Consider the following 19,535-nt stretch of genomic DNA (forward strand, 5'->3'; position numbering starts at 1 on the left):
CACCAGTATCTCAAAGTGCATTTTGTTGCTATTTTCCTCTAGGCCAAGAATACGTTGGGCAAATAACTCCAAGCGATCATTGGCTAAGGCTTCGTGTACCAAGTTAACGCATTCCATTTCTAAATGGCGACGGCGCAGATCTTCATCATCTAGATGATAAAGGTGATAACGATTTCGCCCTTCCTCTTTAGCGGCATGGCAAGCGGCATCCGCCTGTGCATGCACCATTTGTGACGAAGCGGCAGTATGGTCAATCAATCGAATTCCGATAGAACAAGTAAGATTGAGGTGAATATCACCCCATAAGAATGGATTCTCACTCATCATCGATATAATACTGTGACAGACATTGACAGCATCTCGCTCAGTACAGTCTTTGATTAGTACCGCAAACTCATCTCCCCCCATCCGAGCTAACACAGCATTGTAAGGAAGCACATCTTCTATCAGATTAGCGCTAAATAAGATCGCGGCATCACCCGCTTCATGCCCAGCAGTATCGTTCAGTACCTTCAATTGATCCAAATCTAAGAACAACATCGCATGAGTTCTCATATGACTCTCGACCTCTTTCAGCGCCTTTTGTAGCTCTTGCTCAAAGTGGTTGCGGTTGAAAGTGTCTGTAAGCAGGTCATAACGCGCTTGGTATTCTAACTTTTCAGAAAGTTCGCGGGTTTCAGTAATATCCTCTCCCACAATCAACAGCTGACCCGAGTCGACCAATGGACGAATATTTTCACGAATCCAGATCGTTCTACCGTCCGCATGACGATACTCGATATCACGACGCCACACGCCGCGAATTTTGTGCTGTGGTTGCAACAAGATATGACGAGGAATCATCGCGTTCTCATCCACATAAAATTCTCTAGGGCGATGCCCCAAAAGCAGATCAAGTGGATAACCTAGTAATTCTTCAGCAAACTGGTTCACTTGCTGAATGCGATTATTGACATCCAGTGTAATCATCATCACCGGCTGCTTGTCGTAATACAGTTTGAGATTCGCTTCACGTTGGAACAATTTGTTCTCAGCAAGCTTTCGTGAGGTAACATCACGAGCTTCAAATAAGAACTGAATGGTGTCCTCTTCACTGCTCGGCATCGGCTTTAAAGAGATATCTAGCACCATTCCACCACGATCACGGCACCATACCTCAGCCTCAAATCGTAAGGTTGGATAATCATCCCTTTCAGCAAAATACTCCTTCAGCGCTTCGCCCGCGGCATCCTCCCAATATTCTTGGAGAGGTGTTCCTAATTTATAACCTTGATTATAAAGAAGCTCATGCAGCTTACTGTTGCTCGACAGCAGTACACCGCCTTTATCAAGAATACCCATGTACTGTAGACTTTGATCGAATATCGACTCCAGTAACAGCTGGCTTTGTCGGCTAGCACGCTCACTTTTCTTGAGGCGGTTGAGGTAGTAAACCAAGGTCGCAATAACACACGACATAACCAGAAACAGCAAACCTATTGTTCGAATTTCATCGTGATAACGCACCAAGAATGACTGAGGCTTATTGAGAAAAGTAATTGAAGCTTCATTCTCAGTTCCCAGCCCCCAGCGTGACATCTGTTGGTAGTCGAGTTTAATTTCCGATGCGCCAGGTGCGACTAAAGGCAGAGGTTCATTTGGGTTTGCTAATACCTTTAGTAAAACACGTCCCGTATCTCGACCTTGCGTTTCACCACTTTGAATAACACCGCCTATCGCCCCAAAACCCAACCCCAAATCGTGCACCATATACAGTGGCATTTGGGTTTTAATGTTCAATTGTCGCCAGTCTTCAACGCTACTCACGTTGCCTTTAGCATCGCGATAATATGCCCAAAAGAGTAAGCTCTGATCTAGATCGGTTCGCTGAGAAAACGCAATTAACTCTTGGTAAGAGTCAGGCACATAGTGCTCCAGCAAATCGGAAAAGTTGGGGTGAGCCTCAATAGAACGATCGATTTGTGAGCGGATAGCCTCACCTGTTACTGAATGGTCAGTAACAATGTATATCTTCTTTACGTTTGTTTGAAGGCGCTTAATTAGCTCAACATTACCCAATAAATCAATATCTTCAGTAATGCCCGTCGCGTTCAAACCTTCAATCATTTCAGGGGAGAAATTGTTGATGCCACCAAAGATTACTGGCGTATCTTTGAGATCGGGCGCAAGGCGCTTCATTAAATTAAGGGCGTTATTGTCACTGACCACAACCGCAGCAAATTCTTCATGCATCAACTTGGTGTGATAAAGCTGATAAACGCGCTCTAAGTATTCTGGGTTTTGAGTTCGTTTACTATCCAAATAAACAACTCGATACGATAGTCGATCACGGTCCAGTTCTTCTGATAATCCTTTGTGGAAATCATCAGTCCAGAAAAAACCCTGATGATAAGAGTGAATAACCAACACATCTTTTGTTTGAGCTGAAACAAAAGCACTCCAACACATAACAATCAAAAACAACGAAAATCGCACTGAATTCACCCTAACACTATAGTTGCTGCTAATATTATCACCCTTGGCTATGATGTGTACTAAAGCCGGTATGTTTTTTATTCACCCTAAGGATTATGCATGTCCACAACTACAGCTCGTCTGGATGATCTAGACCGTGCCATTCTCAAAACCTTAATGGAAGATGCGCGCACGCCTTATGCTGAAATGGCAAAGAAATTCGATGTCAGCCCCGCGACGATTCACGTTCGTATCGAAAAGATGAGATCGGCCGACATTATTGAGCGAACCGAGGTTGTGGTAAACACCAAGAAGCTTGGTTACGACGTGTGTTGTTTTATTGGTATCAACCTTAACGCAGCTCGCGACTACCACTCAGCCATTGCAAAACTGAATGCCTTAGATGAAGTTGTTGAGGCTTACTACACCACTGGCGCCTACAACATTTTCGTAAAGCTGATGTGTAAATCGATCGAAGAGTTGCAGTTCGTACTGATCGATAAATTGCAGGCGATTGACGAGGTTCAATCGACTGAGACACTGATTTCATTGCAGAACCCTATCAACCGCAATGTAAATCCATAATCGTTTGATAAATCGATACAAAAAGAGCCTCACAAGGAGGCTCTTTTCACATTCTGACTAGCACAATATTAAGCGCTGATACCCGCATGACGCAGCATCGCGTCGATTTGAGGCTCACGACCACGGAAGCGTTTGAACAGCTCCATTGGCTCTTCACTACCACCCATTTCAAGGATGTTGTTCAGGAAGCGATTACCGGTTTCAGTGTTGAAGATACCCTCTTCTTCAAATGCAGAGAACGCATCTGCAGACAATACTTCTGCCCATAGGTAGCTGTAGTAACCCGCGCTGTAGCCACCAGCAAAGATATGCCCAAAGCTGTGCGAGAAGCGGTTCCAATCAAGGCTTGGCAGTACCGATACCTTAGACTTCACGTCGGCTAGTGTTTCTAGTACGCGAGCACCGACTTCTGGATCGTATTCAGTGTGTAGCGTGAAATCGAACAGGCCAAGCTCTAGCTGACGCAGGATAAACATCGCAGATTGGAAGTTTTTCGCCGCTAGCATCTTCTCTAGCATCTCTTTCGGTAACGCTTCACCAGTTTCGAAATGACCAGAGATGAACGACAACGCCTCCTCTTCCCAACACCAGTTCTCGAGGAACTGACTTGGCAACTCAACGGCATCCCAAGGCACGCCATTGATACCAGAAACCGCACTCGCATCAACTTGCGTTAACATATGGTGAATACCGTGGCCGAATTCGTGGAATAAGGTAACCACTTCATCGTGAGTAAATAACGCAGGCTTATCACCGACTGGCTTGTTGAAGTTACACGTAAGGTAAGCCACTGGCGTTTGTAACTCGCCAGATTGAGTAATGCGACGACCGCGACAGTCATCCATCCAAGCGCCACCACGTTTGTGTTCACGTGCGTATAGGTCTAGATAGAAGCTACCGCGCAATGTGCCTGTCGCATCAAAGATGTCGAAGAAGCGCACTGAATCATGCCATGTATCCACACCTTCACGCTCAGTCACAGACATACCAAACACACGGTTTAGTACTTCGAACAAACCAGACACTGCGTTCGACTCAGGGAAGTATGGACGAAGCTCTTCATCAGAGATCTCGAACAAGTTCTGTTTTTGTTTCTCGCTGTAGTAAGCGATGTCCCACAGGTTTAGCTCAGAGACACCAAACTCTTTCTCAGCAAACTGACGTAGCTCTTCGACTTCGCGCTCACCTTGTGGTTTGGCTTTTACTGCTAGGTCGTTAAGGAAACCAAGTACTTGGTCTGGCGTTTCTGCCATCTTAGTCGACAGAGATTTTTCGCTGTAAGTGCTAAAGCCAAGCATGCGTGCGATCTCGTGACGCAGCTTAAGTTGTTCAGTGATGATCTCAGTGTTGTCCCACTTGCCCGCATTTGGACCGCGATCTGAAGCGCGAGTTACGTAGGCTTCGTACAGTTCTTTACGCAGTTCTTGGTTATCACAGTACGTCATCACTGGTAAGTATGAAGGGATGTCCAGAGTCAGTAGGTAACCTTCCTGTTTTTTAGCTTCTGCCGCGGCTTGTGCTGCCGCCAGTGCTGATTCAGGCATACCGGCCAGTTCAGCGACGTCTGTGATCTGCTTGCTCCAACCCATGGTTGCATCAAGCACGTTATTTGAGAATTGAGAACCTAGCTCAGACTGGCGCTTACTGATCTCACCGTAGCGATGCTGTTCGTCTGCGGGTAAGCCAATGCCTGATAATTCAAAATCACGCAGTGCGTCAGTGATGGTTTTTTGTTGAGCTTGGTTTAATGCCGAGAATGCTTCGCTCGCCTTGATCGCTTTATACGCTTCGAACAAACCTTTGTGTTGGCCGACCCACGTGCCGTACTCAGAAAGTACAGGCAGGCAGCTCTCATAAGCGTCACGCAGTTCGTCGCTGTTCATCACAGAATTCATATGGCTTACAGGTGACCAAATGCGGCCTAAACGATCATCCACTTCATCAATTGGAGCAACGAGGTTCTCCCAGCTTGGTGAAGTATTACCTTCAAGTACTTGTTCTATCTTGTTGCGACACTCTTCAATCACTTGCTCAACCGCTGGCTTAACGTGCTCAGGTTTGATCTGTGAAAACGGAGGTAAGTCCGTGAAGGTTAATAGCGGATTAGACATATAAACATTCCTTTGGCTTTAGAGACTTTCGTCTTTTTTGTAATGAGGTCGTCTTACAGTCATCAGGCTAAGGATCGCCCTAAAAAATCACCTGCGAATAGTTATTAAATAGTGCCCATGAAGGCAAATTTCAATAGTAGAACCAATAACTAACTGCATATTGCGAACAGCTGTTCCTGAATTGTTCGAGAATTTATGGTCCATTGGGGGTTATAATAGTCAAATTAACCCCACCTACACTAACCACACTCTAATTCGAGAGTGTTACGAGAGTTTAATTTGTTAAGTTATCGCCACAGCTTCCACGCGGGCAACCATGCCGACGTAGTAAAGCATATCGTACAGAGCCTTATTCTTAATTCTTTGAAACAGAAGGATAAGCCTTTTGTTTACCATGACACTCACTCTGGTGTAGGTCGTTACGACTTAACGCATGAATGGTCTGAAAAAACGGGCGAATACAAACAAGGTATTGCCCGCGTCTGGGCACAAACAGAACTTCCTGAAGACATTCAAAGCTACCTTGAGTCTATCTCAGCACTCAACAATGGCGAAAAACTGCGTTTCTATCCAGGTTCACCACGTGTAGCACATGCGCACCTGCGTGACCAAGACCGCATGGTACTGACCGAACTTCACCCAGCCGATCACCCGCTGCTTGAGCAAGAGTTCCACCGCGATCGTCAGGTATCTATCTACAAAGAAGATGGCTTCCAACGCCTAAAAGGCAGCCTGCCACCTAAAGAACGTCGTGGTTTGGTACTTATCGACCCACCTTACGAGTTGGCAAAAGAGTATCGTGATGTTGTGACTGCGATAGCTCAGAGCCATAAGCGCTGGGCAACCGGTATCTACGCAATTTGGTACCCGGTGGTAAACCGTTGTGATATAGAAGACATGATTGAAGGACTTGAAGGCTTAGGCATTAACAAGATTCTACAAATCGAACTTGGCGTATCACCAGACACCAATGAGCGTGGCATGACAGCATCAGGCATGATTGTTATCAACCCGCCTTGGAAGCTAGAAAGCCAAATGAACGAAATTCTTCCATTCTTGAAGGAAGCAATTGCGCCGGCAACCGGTCACTTCAAAGTAGAGTGGATCGTACCCGAGTAATCTCGAACTTAACGTCATGCTCTGACGAATATTCAGCAGATTGTGACGTACACGAATAAATTTTAAACAGGGAGATTGAGTTCAACCGATCTGCCCTCAATATAATAATTAGACAATTTAAGAATCTATAGGACGTAGGTGTTCAGTGCGCTCACTGTACCCACAGCCTTCAATAAATGGAGAAAGTAATGGCGACTCATTTTGATTACATCTGTATCGGCGGCGGTTCAGGCGGCATCGCATCAGCTAACCGCGCAGCAATGCACGGTGCAAAAGTTGCACTTATCGAAGCTCAAGACCTTGGTGGTACTTGTGTAAACGTTGGTTGTGTTCCTAAAAAGGTTATGTGGCACGGTGCTCAAGTTGCTGAAGCAATCAACCTATATTCAAAAGACTACGGCTTCGACGTTGACGTAAAAGGCTTCAACTGGGGCAAACTGGTTGAAAACCGTCAAGCGTACATTGGTCGTATCCACCAATCTTACGATCGCGTTCTTGGTAATAACAAAATAAACGTAATCAAAGGCTTTGCTAAGTTTGTCGATGAGAAGACTGTTGAAGTTAACGGTGAGCACTACACCGCTGATCACATCCTGATCGCAGTGGGTGGTCGTCCAACCATTCCAAACATCCCTGGCGCAGAGCACGGTATCGACTCAAACGGTTTCTTCGATCTGATGGAGCAACCTAAACGTGTTGCTGTAATCGGCGCAGGCTACATCGCAGTAGAAATCGCAGGCGTACTAAGTGCACTTGGCACAGAGACACATTTGTTCTGTCGTAAAGAGTCTCCACTTCGCAGCTTCGACCCAATGATCGTTGAAACACTGGTTGAAGTAATGGAAGCGGAAGGTCCAACACTTCACACGCACTCTGTTCCTAAAGAAGTAGTGAAAGAAGCAGATGGCACGCTGACTCTGCACCTAGAGAACGGCAACACTCAAAACGTTGACCACCTAATTTGGGCTATCGGCCGCCACCCAGCGACTGACGCTATCAACCTAGCATCAACGGGTGTTGCAACCAACGACCGTGGCTACATCAAAGTAGACGAGTTCCAAGCAACCAACGTTCCTGGTATCTACTGTGTAGGCGACATCATGGAAGGCGGTATCGAACTAACACCTGTTGCTGTTAAAGCCGGTCGTCAGCTTTCTGAGCGTCTATTCAACGGTCAAACAAACGCAAAGATGGACTACACGCTCGTTCCTACTGTTGTATTCAGCCACCCACCTATCGGCACTATTGGTCTAACGACTCAAGAAGCTGAAGAGCAATACGGCAAAGACAACATCAAGGTATACACGTCTGGTTTTACTGCAATGTACACTGCAGTCACTCAGCACCGTCAACCTTGTAAGATGAAGCTAGTATGTGCTGGCGAAGAAGAGACTGTAGTCGGCCTACACGGCATCGGTTTTACTGTTGATGAAATGATTCAAGGCTTCGGCGTTGCAATGAAAATGGGCGCAACCAAAGCAGATTTCGACTCTGTTGTGGCGATTCACCCAACGGGCAGCGAAGAATTCGTTACCATGCGATAAACCACTGTAAGTCAAAGAAATATTATACAAAAGCCGACCTATGTCGGCTTTTTTTGTTTTTTACCGTATGGTTGGGATATTTATTAACCGAACAGCATTTTACATACTTAACTTGGAATCAAGATCAAACTACAATCGCGCGCTATAAAATTACACGCATAAAAAAAACAATTAGCTCTAATACATGAAGGATGTACGAGTAATGAAAAAAGTGAGTATTCTCGCAGCAGCGATTGCAGTGGCTTTAACAGGTTGTGGTAGCGACAGTTCTAATTCAGGTGTCACAACACCGACAGGACCATCCACAACAACCAACAAGTTTATCGATGCCGCTGTTGAAGGTATCTACTACAGCACTAGCTCTGGTTCAAAGGGCATCACAAACAGCGAAGGCGAATTTACCGCTAAGTCTGACGATACGGTGACCTTCTTCATTGGTGGTGAAAATGGCTTGAAAGTAGGGGCAGCATCAAACCGTGATGTACTGACACCATTTGAAGCGGCGGGCAAATACGACCGAGCTCTAAATTTAGCAATTCTACTTCAGTCTTTAGATAACCAATTTGGTAGCGCTTCTGATGAAGTACTGACAATTCCAGATGCGTTGCGCGAACCTGATGCTGCGACGTTAGCGAAGATGAAAAACCTAAGTCTAGATGACCGTGATTCTGTTACAGACTTCCTAACAGCGATGGGAGTCACTTCAATTACTAATGAATCTGAAGCATTGGCTCATATGGAGAAAGCATTCGGAGAAAAATCAGGGACTGTTCGCGGCAGCGCTGATGCCAATCCATTTGTAGCGAAAAATGGGCAATTTATTCGCTCAATCATGGTGAGACAGTATGATATTAACGATCCAAACAACCGCCCTAACGACAAAACAATGTTAGTTCACGCTGACAAAATGCTCCCTAAAGCTGTGTTTGAACATACACGTGGCACGCCTTACTTCACTTATCAAGATTCAGCCAATGGTCTTATTGCTGTAAGTGACAGCGACTCTTTATTGTCATACGCAGACGCTGAAAAGTACATCAGCTGTGTATTGGCAGGGAGTTCTGCAGGCTGCAATCAAACAGCTCACCCAGACTTCACCCTAAACGCTCCGTTTTCTTACCTTCTACTTGATAAAAGCAAAGAAAATACCACACCTAAACCAGAGAGTTACGGTTGGGCACCTTTCATTGAAGGGAATCAACAAGTCCTCAACCACTACACGCCAAACAAACTGGAAGATGATCGAGATGAAGGCGATGCAACCCCTTCATACCAATATGAAACTCTTTCAGGTAGCTATGACCCAATTACAAAAATATACACACAAATTCGTTCAAAAACAGAGTTAAGCGACCCATCAAGCGAATCAAGTAAAGCAAAGCGTATCGAAGAAAGTTTGAATTTCTACTATCACGTAGAAACACCTAGTGACGAAAGGTACGTGGATTTCACTGGGTCTTGGGATACCACTCAGATTTGCGCTGATGGACAAAATGCTGTCATGAGAATGGTATTTGATTCTGAGGGCGCTACCGTATCAGGGAAAGAGTGCAATGCAAACTCACCGGCAGATCTTGAAGACTCAGGCAAGAAGTATACCTATGAAGAGCTTGCTGCAATTGACTATTGGTGGTTTAACATTTCAGGACGTGAATCAAAAGCAACACTGACAGATCTAAACTCAGTCGTGCGCTTCTGTGATGATACTGACAATGGTTATATTCCTGGTTCAGGAGATAAATGTCCTGTTGATGCAAATGGTAATAATCAAGAATACATCATTAAATGGGAGTATCAGCCAGCAGGTACTAACTGGGATGAAGGGTTGCTAACTCGCCGTAAAATGACTCCAGACGGATCAACAACAGGCCGTGTGAGCATCATGCAAAAAATCAACTAACCTTTGAGTTAATTTGATTACTTATTAATAAACCAGAAGCTGAGCTTCTGGTTTTTTCATTTTTAACACACATGAACCTTCAAACAACCATCAACGTAGATACAGAAACAAAGAACTATCGAGAACAACATGGAGTTTGTTATGAATCTACTCATTGAATCATTTGAAGGCGGGATCTACTTGGCTTACCAAATCATTGGCGAGCAAAAGCAATTAATCAAAGACGACCACCAGCACCCAATGAAGTTTTTGAGTGTTAACCAAGCCCGCGACCACTTCAGTGATCAAGGCGTATCGTCAGCAATGCTGATACACAACAGTGCATACGATGAGATGTGCGGTGAGCATTGTGGTAACACCCAACCATTCGAAAATGATTTGAAGTGGAGTTAAATCAACTTCAAATCAATCGCAATAAAAATTGAAAGGCTTGCAGCGATGCAAGCCTTTCTTATGGGAATCGCTTTCCCTATCTGCACTGAAATCAGCGCAATGTTCGTTTCTGCCTGCGTTTAATGTTTTGCTCTTTCACTACAAAGTCGAACAGCGGAGCAAAAAGGTTAGCAAACAAGATCGCCAACATGATGCCCTCTGGATAAGCAGGGTTGAGCACTCGAATACCGACCGTCATCACACCGATCAGAATCCCGTAAGCCCACTTACTCTGATTAGTAAACGCGGCAGAAACTGGGTCGGTTGCCATAAAGAAAGTGCCAAAGGCAACACCGCCCAATACAAAGTGCCAGTAGAACGGCATCGAGAACATCGAGTTGGTATCAGAGCCAATCCAGTTCATCAAACTCGAAGTCACGACGAGACCGATAATCACACCGGCAACAATGCGCCAAGAGGCGATCTTCATGACAATCAGAATCAGCCCCGTCAACATGATAAGCAATGAAGAAACCTCGCCCATCGAACCCGGAATATTACCGATAAAGGCGTCCATCCAAGTGATCGCCTCGCCAGTCATGTTATTGATGAGTGACGCGCCACCACCTTCATACCATTGGCTTAAAGGTGTTGCACCAGAATAACCATCGGCTGCCACCCATACTAAACCTCCCGACATGTTGGCAGGATAGGCAAAGTAGAGAAAGGCTCGACCAGCAAGCGCTGGATTAAGGAAATTTCGCCCTGTGCCACCAAACAGCTCTTTCGCGACAACGATACCAAAGGTGATACCTAGCGCTGCTTGCCATAACGGGATAGTCGGTGGAAGAATTAAGGCAAAGAGAACCGAGCTAACAAAAAATCCTTCGTTGACCTCATGCTTACGTACAACGGCAAACAGCACCTCCCAGAAACCACCGACGACGAAAACTGTCGCGTAAACGGGTAAGAAGTAGAGAGCCCCGAGCAGCATTTGACTTCCCCAGCTACTTACTATCAATGACTGTGCATCACCAAATGCCCATGACAAGCGCCAACTACTCTCAATAACCGAGGTAAGTTCGTTAAGTTGATAACTGGATGTAAGTGCCGAGACACTCTGGTGCCCGACGTTATACATGCCCCAGAACATGGCAGGGAAAGTCGCCAGCCACACCAGAATCATAATTCGCTTGAGATCGATACTATCTCGAACATGGGTCAAGCCTCGGTTTACGTTGCCGGGCGTATAAAAGATGGTGGCAAACGCCTCATAGACAGGGTAAAGCTTTTCGTATTTACCTCCGGCTTCAAAACGCGGGGCTACGTCTTCTAATCGTTTCTTCAAACTCATAATCTCAATCACCTTATTGCTTGAGTTATGGTTTTCTACGCACCAACTGCTCTATTTGAACAATTTTTAGCTATTTTTAATCAAATTTGTATTGAAAATCCGAGTATCCGGAAATAGACCTGATATTGAAAAGAAAGGCGTATAAACAACAAAGCCCCAGCAATGGCTGAGGCTTATTTGGTATTACGCACGTCTTCGTTATTTCACACACATCACATTAAGTAGTGAGGAGCCTTTAAGCTGGTTTACGTTACCGTTAGTAAACAGGCCTTTTTTATCCGCTCCCCAATAAGGTAGATGCATTGGCCAGTTCTGATTTTCCATGACCTTCGACCCTAAGAGACTTTGCCACTGCTTTTCAGTCAACAGCGTCATATTAATCTTATCACATACTAATTCGGCACTGTCGTAATCGAGTCGGCTCCAAGGTTTACCTTGCTCCATATAAAACTGTTGTTCATCACCTAAAAGATAAGGAATCGCATATTTACTACCCGCAACACTCGCTGTCATGCGTATTTCAATGTTCAGATCATTGTCTGAATTTGCACCATGACTAGGGAAAGCTTGAATGGCAGCAGCACTCGCGACTGCAGTTTTTTGAGCAGCAGCTATCGGCTTCGGCGCTGGTTTCGCTGCTACTTTAGCCTTAACTGGGGCTTGATGCTTAACCGTTTTTGGCTCTGCCGTTTTTGACTTCATTGCTTTGGTCACGACCGGTTGTGAAGAAGAGGTCTTCGATTTATCAACCATACGAATAAAGGCTTCGCCATAGCCAGAAACCTTACGTACCTGAGCTAAGTCTTTTCTCGCATCAGAGAAAGTAGAATAAGGACCAATTAGGCAGCGATAGTCTCCACCTTCGGGCTTCATCCATACGTTAGTTGAAATCTTCTCATACAATGGCTTTGCTTTGCTCAGTGACAAAGGCTTATTCAACAAACCACATTGAACCCAAAACAGCTCATTATCTGAATGATGTTTAGGCGCTTTACTGCCCCAAACACCTTTACCAATCGGACATGATTGTTCTAGCTGTGGTAACTGATTGGTGCTTGCCTGAGTCGCATCGCATAGAACCGATTCGGCATTAACTTGGCTTGATACCAACAGGGATGCAGCAATAAGCCCCATACGATAATTTCTAACCACAGCACGACATACAACATTCATTGTCAACTTCATAACCACCACTTAAACCCTCTAGGGGTTAATTATTACCGAACAAATGTCGATAAAACATGAATTCCATTTTAAGTACTATTGACTCTATCAATGGTACTAAGTTCCAAATTCATTAAGCAAAAAAAGAGCCGTAATTGCTTACGACTCTTAGTTTAGTGATTTTTTTTACTAAAAATCAAACTGAACTATCACCCTTTATAGATTTTCGGGTTAAACACGTCACGTAACCAGTCGCCTAGTAGGTTGATAACTAGAACCAATGTCACCAAAAGCACACCTGGGAATGCAGTGATCCACCATGCTCCTGAGAAGATGTAGTTAAAACCAGTACTAATCAGAGCACCCAGTGAGGGTTGGTCGACTGGAAGGCCTAAACCTAGGAAAGAAAGTGCCGCTTCTGACATGATGGCATTTGCCACCTGTACTGTAGAGATAACCAAAATCGGTGATAAACAGTTAGGCAGAATATGACGGAACATGATACGAGGCGCTCTAAAGCCCATCACACGTGCCGCTTCTACGTACTCTTTCTTCTTCTCTGCTAATACTGATGCACGAATAGTACGCGCATACTGCGGCCATTCTGCGATACCAATGATCACCACCAGCATCACCACAGCGTATTGTGCATAGAAATCACTACCGAAACTTGCCTTAAAGATGGCCGAGACAATGATCGCAACCATCATGGTTGAGAACGAAAGCTGAACATCAGCGAAGCGCATCAAGAAGCTATCAATACGGCCACCGAAGTAACCCGCAGACAAGCCAATGATAATACCAAGCGTCAGTTGTAGACCTACCGCTAAGAAACCAATGGTCAGTGATAAACGAGAACCGTAAAGCATAGTCGATAAAATATCACGGCCTTGCTCATCCGTTCCTAGCAAGAAGCGTTCTTCGCCGTCTTCCATCCATGATGGTGGAAGTTCTGAGTCCATGATATCAATCGATGTCACGTCGTACGGGTCTGTTGGCGCTAGGATAGGTGCAGCTAGAGCCATCACTAAGAAGATTGAGAAAATGGCGAAACTCACCATTGCCACTTTGTCGCGTAAGAAGTAATACACAATGTCAGATTGCTTAAAACGTTCCCAGCGAGACGGCACTGTCGATGTCTGTTCCATGATTATGCTCCTTTCCCTGTGATGTTAACGGTTGGGTTGATAACACCGTAAAGCAAATCAACAATCGTGTTAGTCACTACGAAAATAAGACCAACAAAAATAACGTATGCAGTAATCAGTGGTGTATCTACACGGTTGATTGCTTCTAAAAATAAGAAGCCTGTACCTGGCCACTGGAAAACCGTTTCCGTAAGAATGGTGTAAGCCACCATAGTACCAATCTGAACACCACCAACAGTAAGTACAGGTAGCATGGTGTTTTTCAATGCATGTTGGTAATAGATTTTGTTTAGAGCTAGGCCTTTCGCTTTACCAAACTTAATGTATTCAGAACTTAGAACTTCTAACATTTCAGAACGAACTAGACGAATAAACAGCGGCAGCATAATAGATGCCAGAGCAATACTCGGAAGTACTAAGTGTGCAAGGCCATCTAGCGTTAAGAAGCCAGACTCCCAACCAAACCAGTTGGCCGTATCACCACGTCCAAATGACGGCAGCCAACCGAGCTCGATAGAGAACACATACATCAGCATGATTGCAGTTAAGAAAACAGGAACCGAGATACCGACACTACTGCCTGCCATAATCAATTTGGTAAAAAAGCTTTTTGGGTGAATCGCAGAGTAAACGCCGAGTGGGATCGACATACAAACAATAATTAAAGAAGCACCAAATACCAGCTCCAGAGTTGCCACTAGTTTATCTAGAATCACATCAACTGCAGGTCGCTTAAAGAAGTATGAAGTACCAAGATCACCCTGTAGAGCTGCGCCTACAAAGCGAGAGTATTTTGTAACGAAGGGATCATTTAAGCCGAGTTCATCGCGTAGCGCTTGACGCTCCGCCTCTGAAACAGATTGACCGACTAACTCACGTAACGGGTCGCCCAGGTTATCCTGAATGGCAAACGCCACCAAACTGATCACAAACATCACTATCAGTGCCTGAAACAGGCGCTTGACCAGAAACGTAACCATTCCTTGCCCCTTATCTATCCATGACTATCTAATCGAAATCCGCGACTAGACAACAAAAAAATTCAGTCTTAAAAAAGGTATTTAGCCAGACTGAAGGAAGACCAAATACCGAAACTTAAATCTATATCTTAATAACATTGAGAGCCTGAAAGCTTCAGGCTCTCGATTCTAGCAAGCTAGATTATTTTACAACTAGGTCGCCGAAGTAAGGCATAACCATTGGGTTTACTACGTCTGCTGCACCTACGTTAGATTTCGCGCCCCACGCTTCACTCTGCCAGTGTAGAGGAACGAAGACTGCATCGTTGTAAAGTGTTGCTTCAACACCTTTCAGCATCTTAGAACGCTTAACTGGGTCAGTTTCAGTGTTAGAAGCTTCTACAATCGCATCCATTTCTGGGTTTGAGTAGCCAGAACAGTTGTATTGACCACGGCCAGTCTCTTCGTTGCGAGTCATTGTTAAGAACTCGTTGAAGTTAGCTGAATCTTCAGTATCTGAGTGCCAGCCGATCATCATCATGTCTGCTGAACATAGGTCAAATTCTGGCCAGTACTGTGCTTTAGGCATTGTCTTAAGATCAACTTTGATACCAATCTTAGACAGCATTGCCGCAGACGCTTGCGCAACTTTCGCATCGTTCACGTAACGGTTGTTAGGCGCTGCCATAGTTAGTGTAAAGCCGTCTTCGTAGCCCGCTTCTTTCATCAGCTCTTTCGCTTTTTTCAGATCGTAACGAGGAACTAGATCTTCGTTGTGACCCGCGTAGCCTGTTGGGCTCTGCTGACCAGCAGCGGTCGCGAAACCTTTCATGATTTTCTTAACAATACCTTCATTGTTAATCGCATGAACGATTGCTTGACGAACGCGCACATCTTTCAGTGCTTCGTTGCTGTTTTGGTTCATTTGGAACGTAATGATACGAGTACCAGGTAGCGTTACTAGATCGATGTTCTTAGCTTTTTTAACACGCTTGTGATCGTTTGGCGCAACAGGGTGAATCATATCAACGTCGCCAGAAAGAAGTGCTGCTACACGCGTTGCATCTTCTTTGATTGGCACAAGTGTTAGCTTGTCTACGTTACCTTCAGTTTCTGTGTCCCAGTAATCGTTGAAACGCTCGAACGTTACTTTAACGCCTTGCTCACGCTGCGTTACGATAAATGGACCAGTACCAGAAACGTTAGTCGAAGCAAACGAGTTACCGTGCTTAACTAGCTCAGATTTGTCATTACCTTCCGCTGTTTGACCAGAGTAGAACTTGCTGTCCATTGGGAAGATGTAGGTTGCTGTTTGTAGTACTAGTGGGTAAGCCGCTTTTGATACTAGCTCAACTGTGTAGTCATCCACTTTTACCATTTTTTCGTATGGCGTGAAGATAGACTTAAAGTCTGGAGAAGCTTGTAGACGTTCAAAAGTCCACACAACATCATCAGCAGTCAGTTCGTTACCAGAGTGGAATTTCACGCCTTTACGTAAGTTAAAGCGGAAAGTCGTTTCATCAACACGCTCCCAGCTAGATGCTAGGCGGCCTTCAAAATCCATCTCTTGAGTGAAACGTACTAGAGGGTCAAACACCATGTGAGACATTTGCAGTGTGCCACCAGACAGCTGCTCGTGCGGGTCAAGTGATACCGGGTCAGCTGCGTAGCCAACGGTAATATCTGCTGCTGCTGCACTAAAGCTTAGGCCAGCTGCCATTAAAGCTACTGCTAATTTGCTTTTCATGGTTTTCATTGCATAACTCCTTCATGCGGGAATCCAGATCCCTAGTTGTTGTATTTGCGTCTGTTTATTGTTTTTAGCAAGCTAAACTCCAGCCTGCTGATTTTTATACCGCGGCTTGTGCCACTGCTTTTTCTTCTCTTAAACCTGTAAATTCAGGCATTAAAGAAATTAGGTGTTTGCTGTATTCATGCTGAGGCGATTGGAATAGCTGCTCAGTTGGCGCTACTTCCAATAGTTCTCCCATTTGCATCACACCAACACGATCACACATTTGGCGAATAACCGGTAAATCGTGACTGATGAACAGCATGGTTAGGTTGAGCTCGTCTTGTAAATCTTTTAATAGGTTAAGGATCTGAGCCTGAACCGACACATCCAGCGCCGAGGTAGGTTCATCACAAATCAAAAGACGTGGACGAGTTGCCAAGGCGCGAGCGATAGAAATACGCTGACGTTGGCCACCTGAGAATTCGTGTGGGTATTTAACCCCAGCCATCTTGCCTAAACCAACGTGCTCTAGCAGGTCGTTAACGATCTGACGAGTTTCATTCTCGTTACGCGTCAGTTTATGGAATCGGATCGGCTCAGCAATGATGTCGAATATCTTCATTCGAGGGTTCATTGATGTATAAGGGTTTTGGAAAACCATCTGCATTTGACGACGCATTGGGCGACGTTCTTTTTCAGATTTAAGTCCCGTAAGATCAACGCCTTCAAACGTTACCTTACCTGAGTTAGGTGCGTACAAACCAGCAATCACACGAGCAATCGTTGATTTACCCGAACCAGATTCACCAACAAGACCAAAAGTTTCACCTTCGTGTACTTCAAAGCTCACGTTGTTTGACGCCTGAACGTACTCACGACGACTCTCAAAGAAAGAATCCTTGGTAGTAAAGCGCAAGTTTACGTTTTCAACATTCAACAGTGGACCAGTGTAATCACGGTGGTCTTGGCTTTGACCTAACCAGTGGTTTTTCACATCAAGTGGTTCCATCTCATGTGCTTCTTCGATGTAGCTCACAAGAGGAAAACGATCAAGTTTACGATCTGAACGCGGAACCGCGGAGATAAGACTGTGCGTGTAAGGGTGTTCAGGAGTACCAAGGACTTTCGCCGTCGGACCAAACTCAACCAAATCACCACGATACATAACGGCTACGCGATCGGTAACATTAGATACCACACCCATGTCGTGTGTGACCAACATACAACCTACATTCTTCTTAATACATAGGTCGCGAATCAAACCCAAGATCTGGTCTTGAATAGAAACATCCAGTGCGGTTGTTGGTTCATCAGCGATGATTAGGTCAGGTTCACCTGCCAGTGCGATCGCGATAACAACACGCTGACGCATACCGCCAGAGAATTGGTGTGGGTACTGCTTTAAACGGTTTTCTGGTTGCGGAATACCCACTTGGTTCATCAGATCTAATGAGCGCTGGTAGGCTTCTTGATCCGAAACCTTCATGTTGGCATGAATCGTCTCTTTTAACTGCTGTTCTACTGTGAATAGAGGGTTAAGAGAAGTCATTGGATCTTGGAAGATAAAACCAATCTTTGAGCCGCGAACAGAACGCATCTGTTCAGGAGATAAGCCTGAAACTTTTTCACCGTCCAGAAATACCTCGCCGCTAGCAATGCGACCAGGAGGGCTCAGCAAATCGATCACAGCATTACCTACTGTTGATTTGCCTGCACCAGACTCGCCTACAACGCCAACAATCTCACCACGTTCAATGTTGAACGAAAGTGATTTCACTGCGGCGTGAACTCCATGACGAGATGGGTATTCGATACGAAGATTTTTTACTTCTAAAAGTGACATTACCAGACCTCTACTGCTTTGGCAGCTTTCTGCCCTGTCTGCAAAATTGAATCCATTCTTACCAGAATATTGTTCTGATATTTTATACGGTTGACAATTTGGCAAATAATTCACAGAAAAGCAACAAAAATAGGATAAAAAGTCGACATTAAACGCTTAGCAAGTAAAAATGCCACATAAGTATTCACTCGAATAGCATATAGTAATGAAAACCAGCATTATATTTCCAATAATAAATACTCACAAACCCCTTACTACTGCGTACTTGTAGAGTTAAACATATCATTCAAAGCACATATCCCCACCAATCACCAAGATCAAATAATTATTCCAAAAAACAATTAACACTATAGAAACAAACGCTAACTTTACCAATTTAAGCAAACAAAATAACCAGATAAAACCAACCCAACAACATATTCAACCATATGATTTTTTTTGATAAATACAAACAAGAAAAACGAAAGATTTAATAAATCAAAGGATTTTTTAAACAACAAGATTCGAAGAAATCTGTCAAATACAGGCCTTAGAGAACATATTTAACGTCAAATTTCACTTTTCATAAAAATCCTTAGACCAAACCTATTAATTTGTCGAATGATTGGTGGTGAGTTTTATATAAAATTAGATATCGATCTGCACATTTGATAAAGCAAACTGCTCCGTATAAGCACCATAATGGAGATAAAGGGTAAAAGCCTATCTTATTGTATGGAAGGAGAAGATTTACGGAGGTGACATCAGGCAAGATGTCGAAGCGGTTGAGGTCCCAGCATTAAAAATTGAGGATTACTGAAATGAGAGATGTAAAAAAGCCCCGTCATTCCTGACACGGACGGCTAGTTGAGGCTTCTTAAGGTGGCCAGTGAAGAGACATCCTTTGAACATCAGGCGAACCCCATTTGGGTTCCAATCTAGTGATCTACAGATGAAAAAAAAGCTCATCATTTCTGATGAGCTTTCTTAAAGGTGGTCGGTGAAGAAACATCCTTTGAACATCAGGCGAACCCCACTTGGGTTCCAATCTAGTGATCTACAGATGAAAAAAAACTCATCATTTCTGATGAGCTTTCTTAAAGGCGGTCAGTGAAGAGACATTCTTTGAACATCAGGCGAACCCCCACTCTGTTCAAGTTATCTAAATTTCAGATGCAAAAAAGCCCTAGTCTTTCGACTAGGGCTTCTTAAGGTGGTCGGTGAAGAGGGATTCGAACCCCCGACCCTCTGGTCCCAAACCAGATGCG

General features: G+C 44.5%; 13 protein-coding genes. 5 read left to right on the forward strand and 8 right to left on the reverse strand.

Features of this window, described 5'->3' with window-relative positions:
- A partial coding sequence (locus ACED42_RS19875; RefSeq protein WP_371703880.1) for a diguanylate cyclase occupies positions 1 to 2,448 on the reverse strand: 2,448 nt, incomplete at its 3' end.
- Between the two features lie 126 nt (positions 2,449 to 2,574).
- Here ACED42_RS19875 and asnC point away from each other — a divergent pair.
- Complete coding sequence (asnC, locus tag ACED42_RS19880) at positions 2,575 to 3,039, forward strand: transcriptional regulator AsnC (RefSeq protein WP_009848066.1); 465 nt, start codon at positions 2,575 to 2,577, stop codon at positions 3,037 to 3,039.
- Between the two features lie 68 nt (positions 3,040 to 3,107).
- Here the strand turns inward: asnC and prlC are convergent, their stop codons facing one another.
- Positions 3,108 to 5,150 carry an oligopeptidase A gene (prlC, locus tag ACED42_RS19885; RefSeq protein ID WP_371703874.1) on the reverse strand — a complete coding sequence of 681 codons (2,043 nt, stop codon included), beginning with the start codon at positions 5,148 to 5,150 and terminating at the stop codon, positions 3,108 to 3,110.
- Positions 5,151 to 5,429: 279 nt separating this feature from the next.
- On the opposite strand from prlC, the gene ACED42_RS19890 reads away from it, so the two are divergent.
- From ACED42_RS19890 to ACED42_RS19905, 4 genes are all read left to right on the forward strand, one after another.
- Entirely contained in the window at positions 5,430 to 6,269 is an 840-nt protein-coding gene (locus tag ACED42_RS19890) for a 23S rRNA (adenine(2030)-N(6))-methyltransferase RlmJ (RefSeq protein WP_009848068.1), read from the forward strand.
- 188 nt (positions 6,270 to 6,457) lie between these two features.
- Entirely contained in the window at positions 6,458 to 7,813 is a 1,356-nt protein-coding gene (gene gorA, locus ACED42_RS19895; protein ID WP_004735546.1) for a glutathione-disulfide reductase, read from the forward strand.
- Positions 7,814 to 8,015: 202 nt separating this feature from the next.
- A complete protein-coding gene (locus ACED42_RS19900; RefSeq protein ID WP_041472710.1) occupies positions 8,016 to 9,713 on the forward strand; it encodes a hypothetical protein in 1,698 nt (565 codons plus the stop codon).
- A 141-nt stretch (positions 9,714 to 9,854) separates the two neighbouring features.
- On the forward strand, positions 9,855 to 10,106 hold the full coding sequence (locus ACED42_RS19905) for a DUF6482 family protein (protein ID WP_371703877.1): 252 nt from the start codon (positions 9,855 to 9,857) through the stop codon (positions 10,104 to 10,106).
- Positions 10,107 to 10,197: 91 nt separating this feature from the next.
- Here ACED42_RS19905 and ACED42_RS19910 read toward each other — a convergent pair whose 3' ends face one another.
- The 6 genes from ACED42_RS19910 to ACED42_RS19935 form a co-directional block, all read right to left on the reverse strand.
- The gene (locus ACED42_RS19910) at positions 10,198 to 11,439 is read right to left on the reverse strand and encodes an NADH:ubiquinone reductase (Na(+)-transporting) subunit B (protein ID WP_017103428.1); all 1,242 of its coding nucleotides are present in this window, start codon (positions 11,437 to 11,439) and stop codon (positions 10,198 to 10,200) included.
- Positions 11,440 to 11,637: 198 nt separating this feature from the next.
- Complete coding sequence (locus ACED42_RS19915) at positions 11,638 to 12,624, reverse strand: SPOR domain-containing protein (protein WP_371703879.1); 987 nt, start codon at positions 12,622 to 12,624, stop codon at positions 11,638 to 11,640.
- Positions 12,625 to 12,812: 188 nt separating this feature from the next.
- A complete protein-coding gene (locus ACED42_RS19920) occupies positions 12,813 to 13,751 on the reverse strand; it encodes an ABC transporter permease (RefSeq protein WP_004735541.1) in 939 nt (312 codons plus the stop codon).
- Positions 13,752 to 13,753: 2 nt separating this feature from the next.
- Positions 13,754 to 14,731: an ABC transporter permease gene (locus tag ACED42_RS19925; RefSeq protein ID WP_009848074.1), complete on the reverse strand. Its 978-nt coding sequence runs from the start codon at positions 14,729 to 14,731 to the stop codon at positions 13,754 to 13,756.
- Positions 14,732 to 14,912: 181 nt separating this feature from the next.
- A complete protein-coding gene (locus tag ACED42_RS19930; RefSeq protein WP_009848075.1) occupies positions 14,913 to 16,466 on the reverse strand; it encodes an ABC transporter substrate-binding protein in 1,554 nt (517 codons plus the stop codon).
- A gap of 94 nt (positions 16,467 to 16,560) precedes the next feature.
- Positions 16,561 to 18,288: an ABC transporter ATP-binding protein gene (locus ACED42_RS19935; protein ID WP_009848076.1), complete on the reverse strand. Its 1,728-nt coding sequence runs from the start codon at positions 18,286 to 18,288 to the stop codon at positions 16,561 to 16,563.
- Positions 18,289 to 19,535: the final 1,247 nt, after the last annotated feature.

This window comes from Vibrio sp. FF145, assembly GCF_041439075.1.
GTDB lineage: Bacteria > Pseudomonadota > Gammaproteobacteria > Enterobacterales > Vibrionaceae > Vibrio > Vibrio tasmaniensis_A.

Coding starts and splice junctions, on each gene's coding strand:
- prlC (WP_371703874.1), bottom strand. CDS start 5,150: ATGTCTAATCCGCTATTAACCTTCACGGACTTACCTCCGTTTTCACAG.
- asnC (WP_009848066.1), top strand. CDS start 2,575: ATGTCCACAACTACAGCTCGTCTGGATGATCTAGACCGTGCCATTCTC.
- ACED42_RS19905 (WP_371703877.1), top strand. CDS start 9,855: ATGAATCTACTCATTGAATCATTTGAAGGCGGGATCTACTTGGCTTAC.
- ACED42_RS19930 (WP_009848075.1), bottom strand. CDS start 16,466: ATGAAAACCATGAAAAGCAAATTAGCAGTAGCTTTAATGGCAGCTGGC.
- gorA (WP_004735546.1), top strand. CDS start 6,458: ATGGCGACTCATTTTGATTACATCTGTATCGGCGGCGGTTCAGGCGGC.
- ACED42_RS19935 (WP_009848076.1), bottom strand. CDS start 18,288: ATGTCACTTTTAGAAGTAAAAAATCTTCGTATCGAATACCCATCTCGT.
- ACED42_RS19920 (WP_004735541.1), bottom strand. CDS start 13,751: ATGGAACAGACATCGACAGTGCCGTCTCGCTGGGAACGTTTTAAGCAA.
- ACED42_RS19900 (WP_041472710.1), top strand. CDS start 8,016: ATGAAAAAAGTGAGTATTCTCGCAGCAGCGATTGCAGTGGCTTTAACA.
- ACED42_RS19925 (WP_009848074.1), bottom strand. CDS start 14,731: ATGGTTACGTTTCTGGTCAAGCGCCTGTTTCAGGCACTGATAGTGATG.
- ACED42_RS19915 (WP_371703879.1), bottom strand. CDS start 12,624: ATGAAGTTGACAATGAATGTTGTATGTCGTGCTGTGGTTAGAAATTAT.
- ACED42_RS19910 (WP_017103428.1), bottom strand. CDS start 11,439: ATGAGTTTGAAGAAACGATTAGAAGACGTAGCCCCGCGTTTTGAAGCC.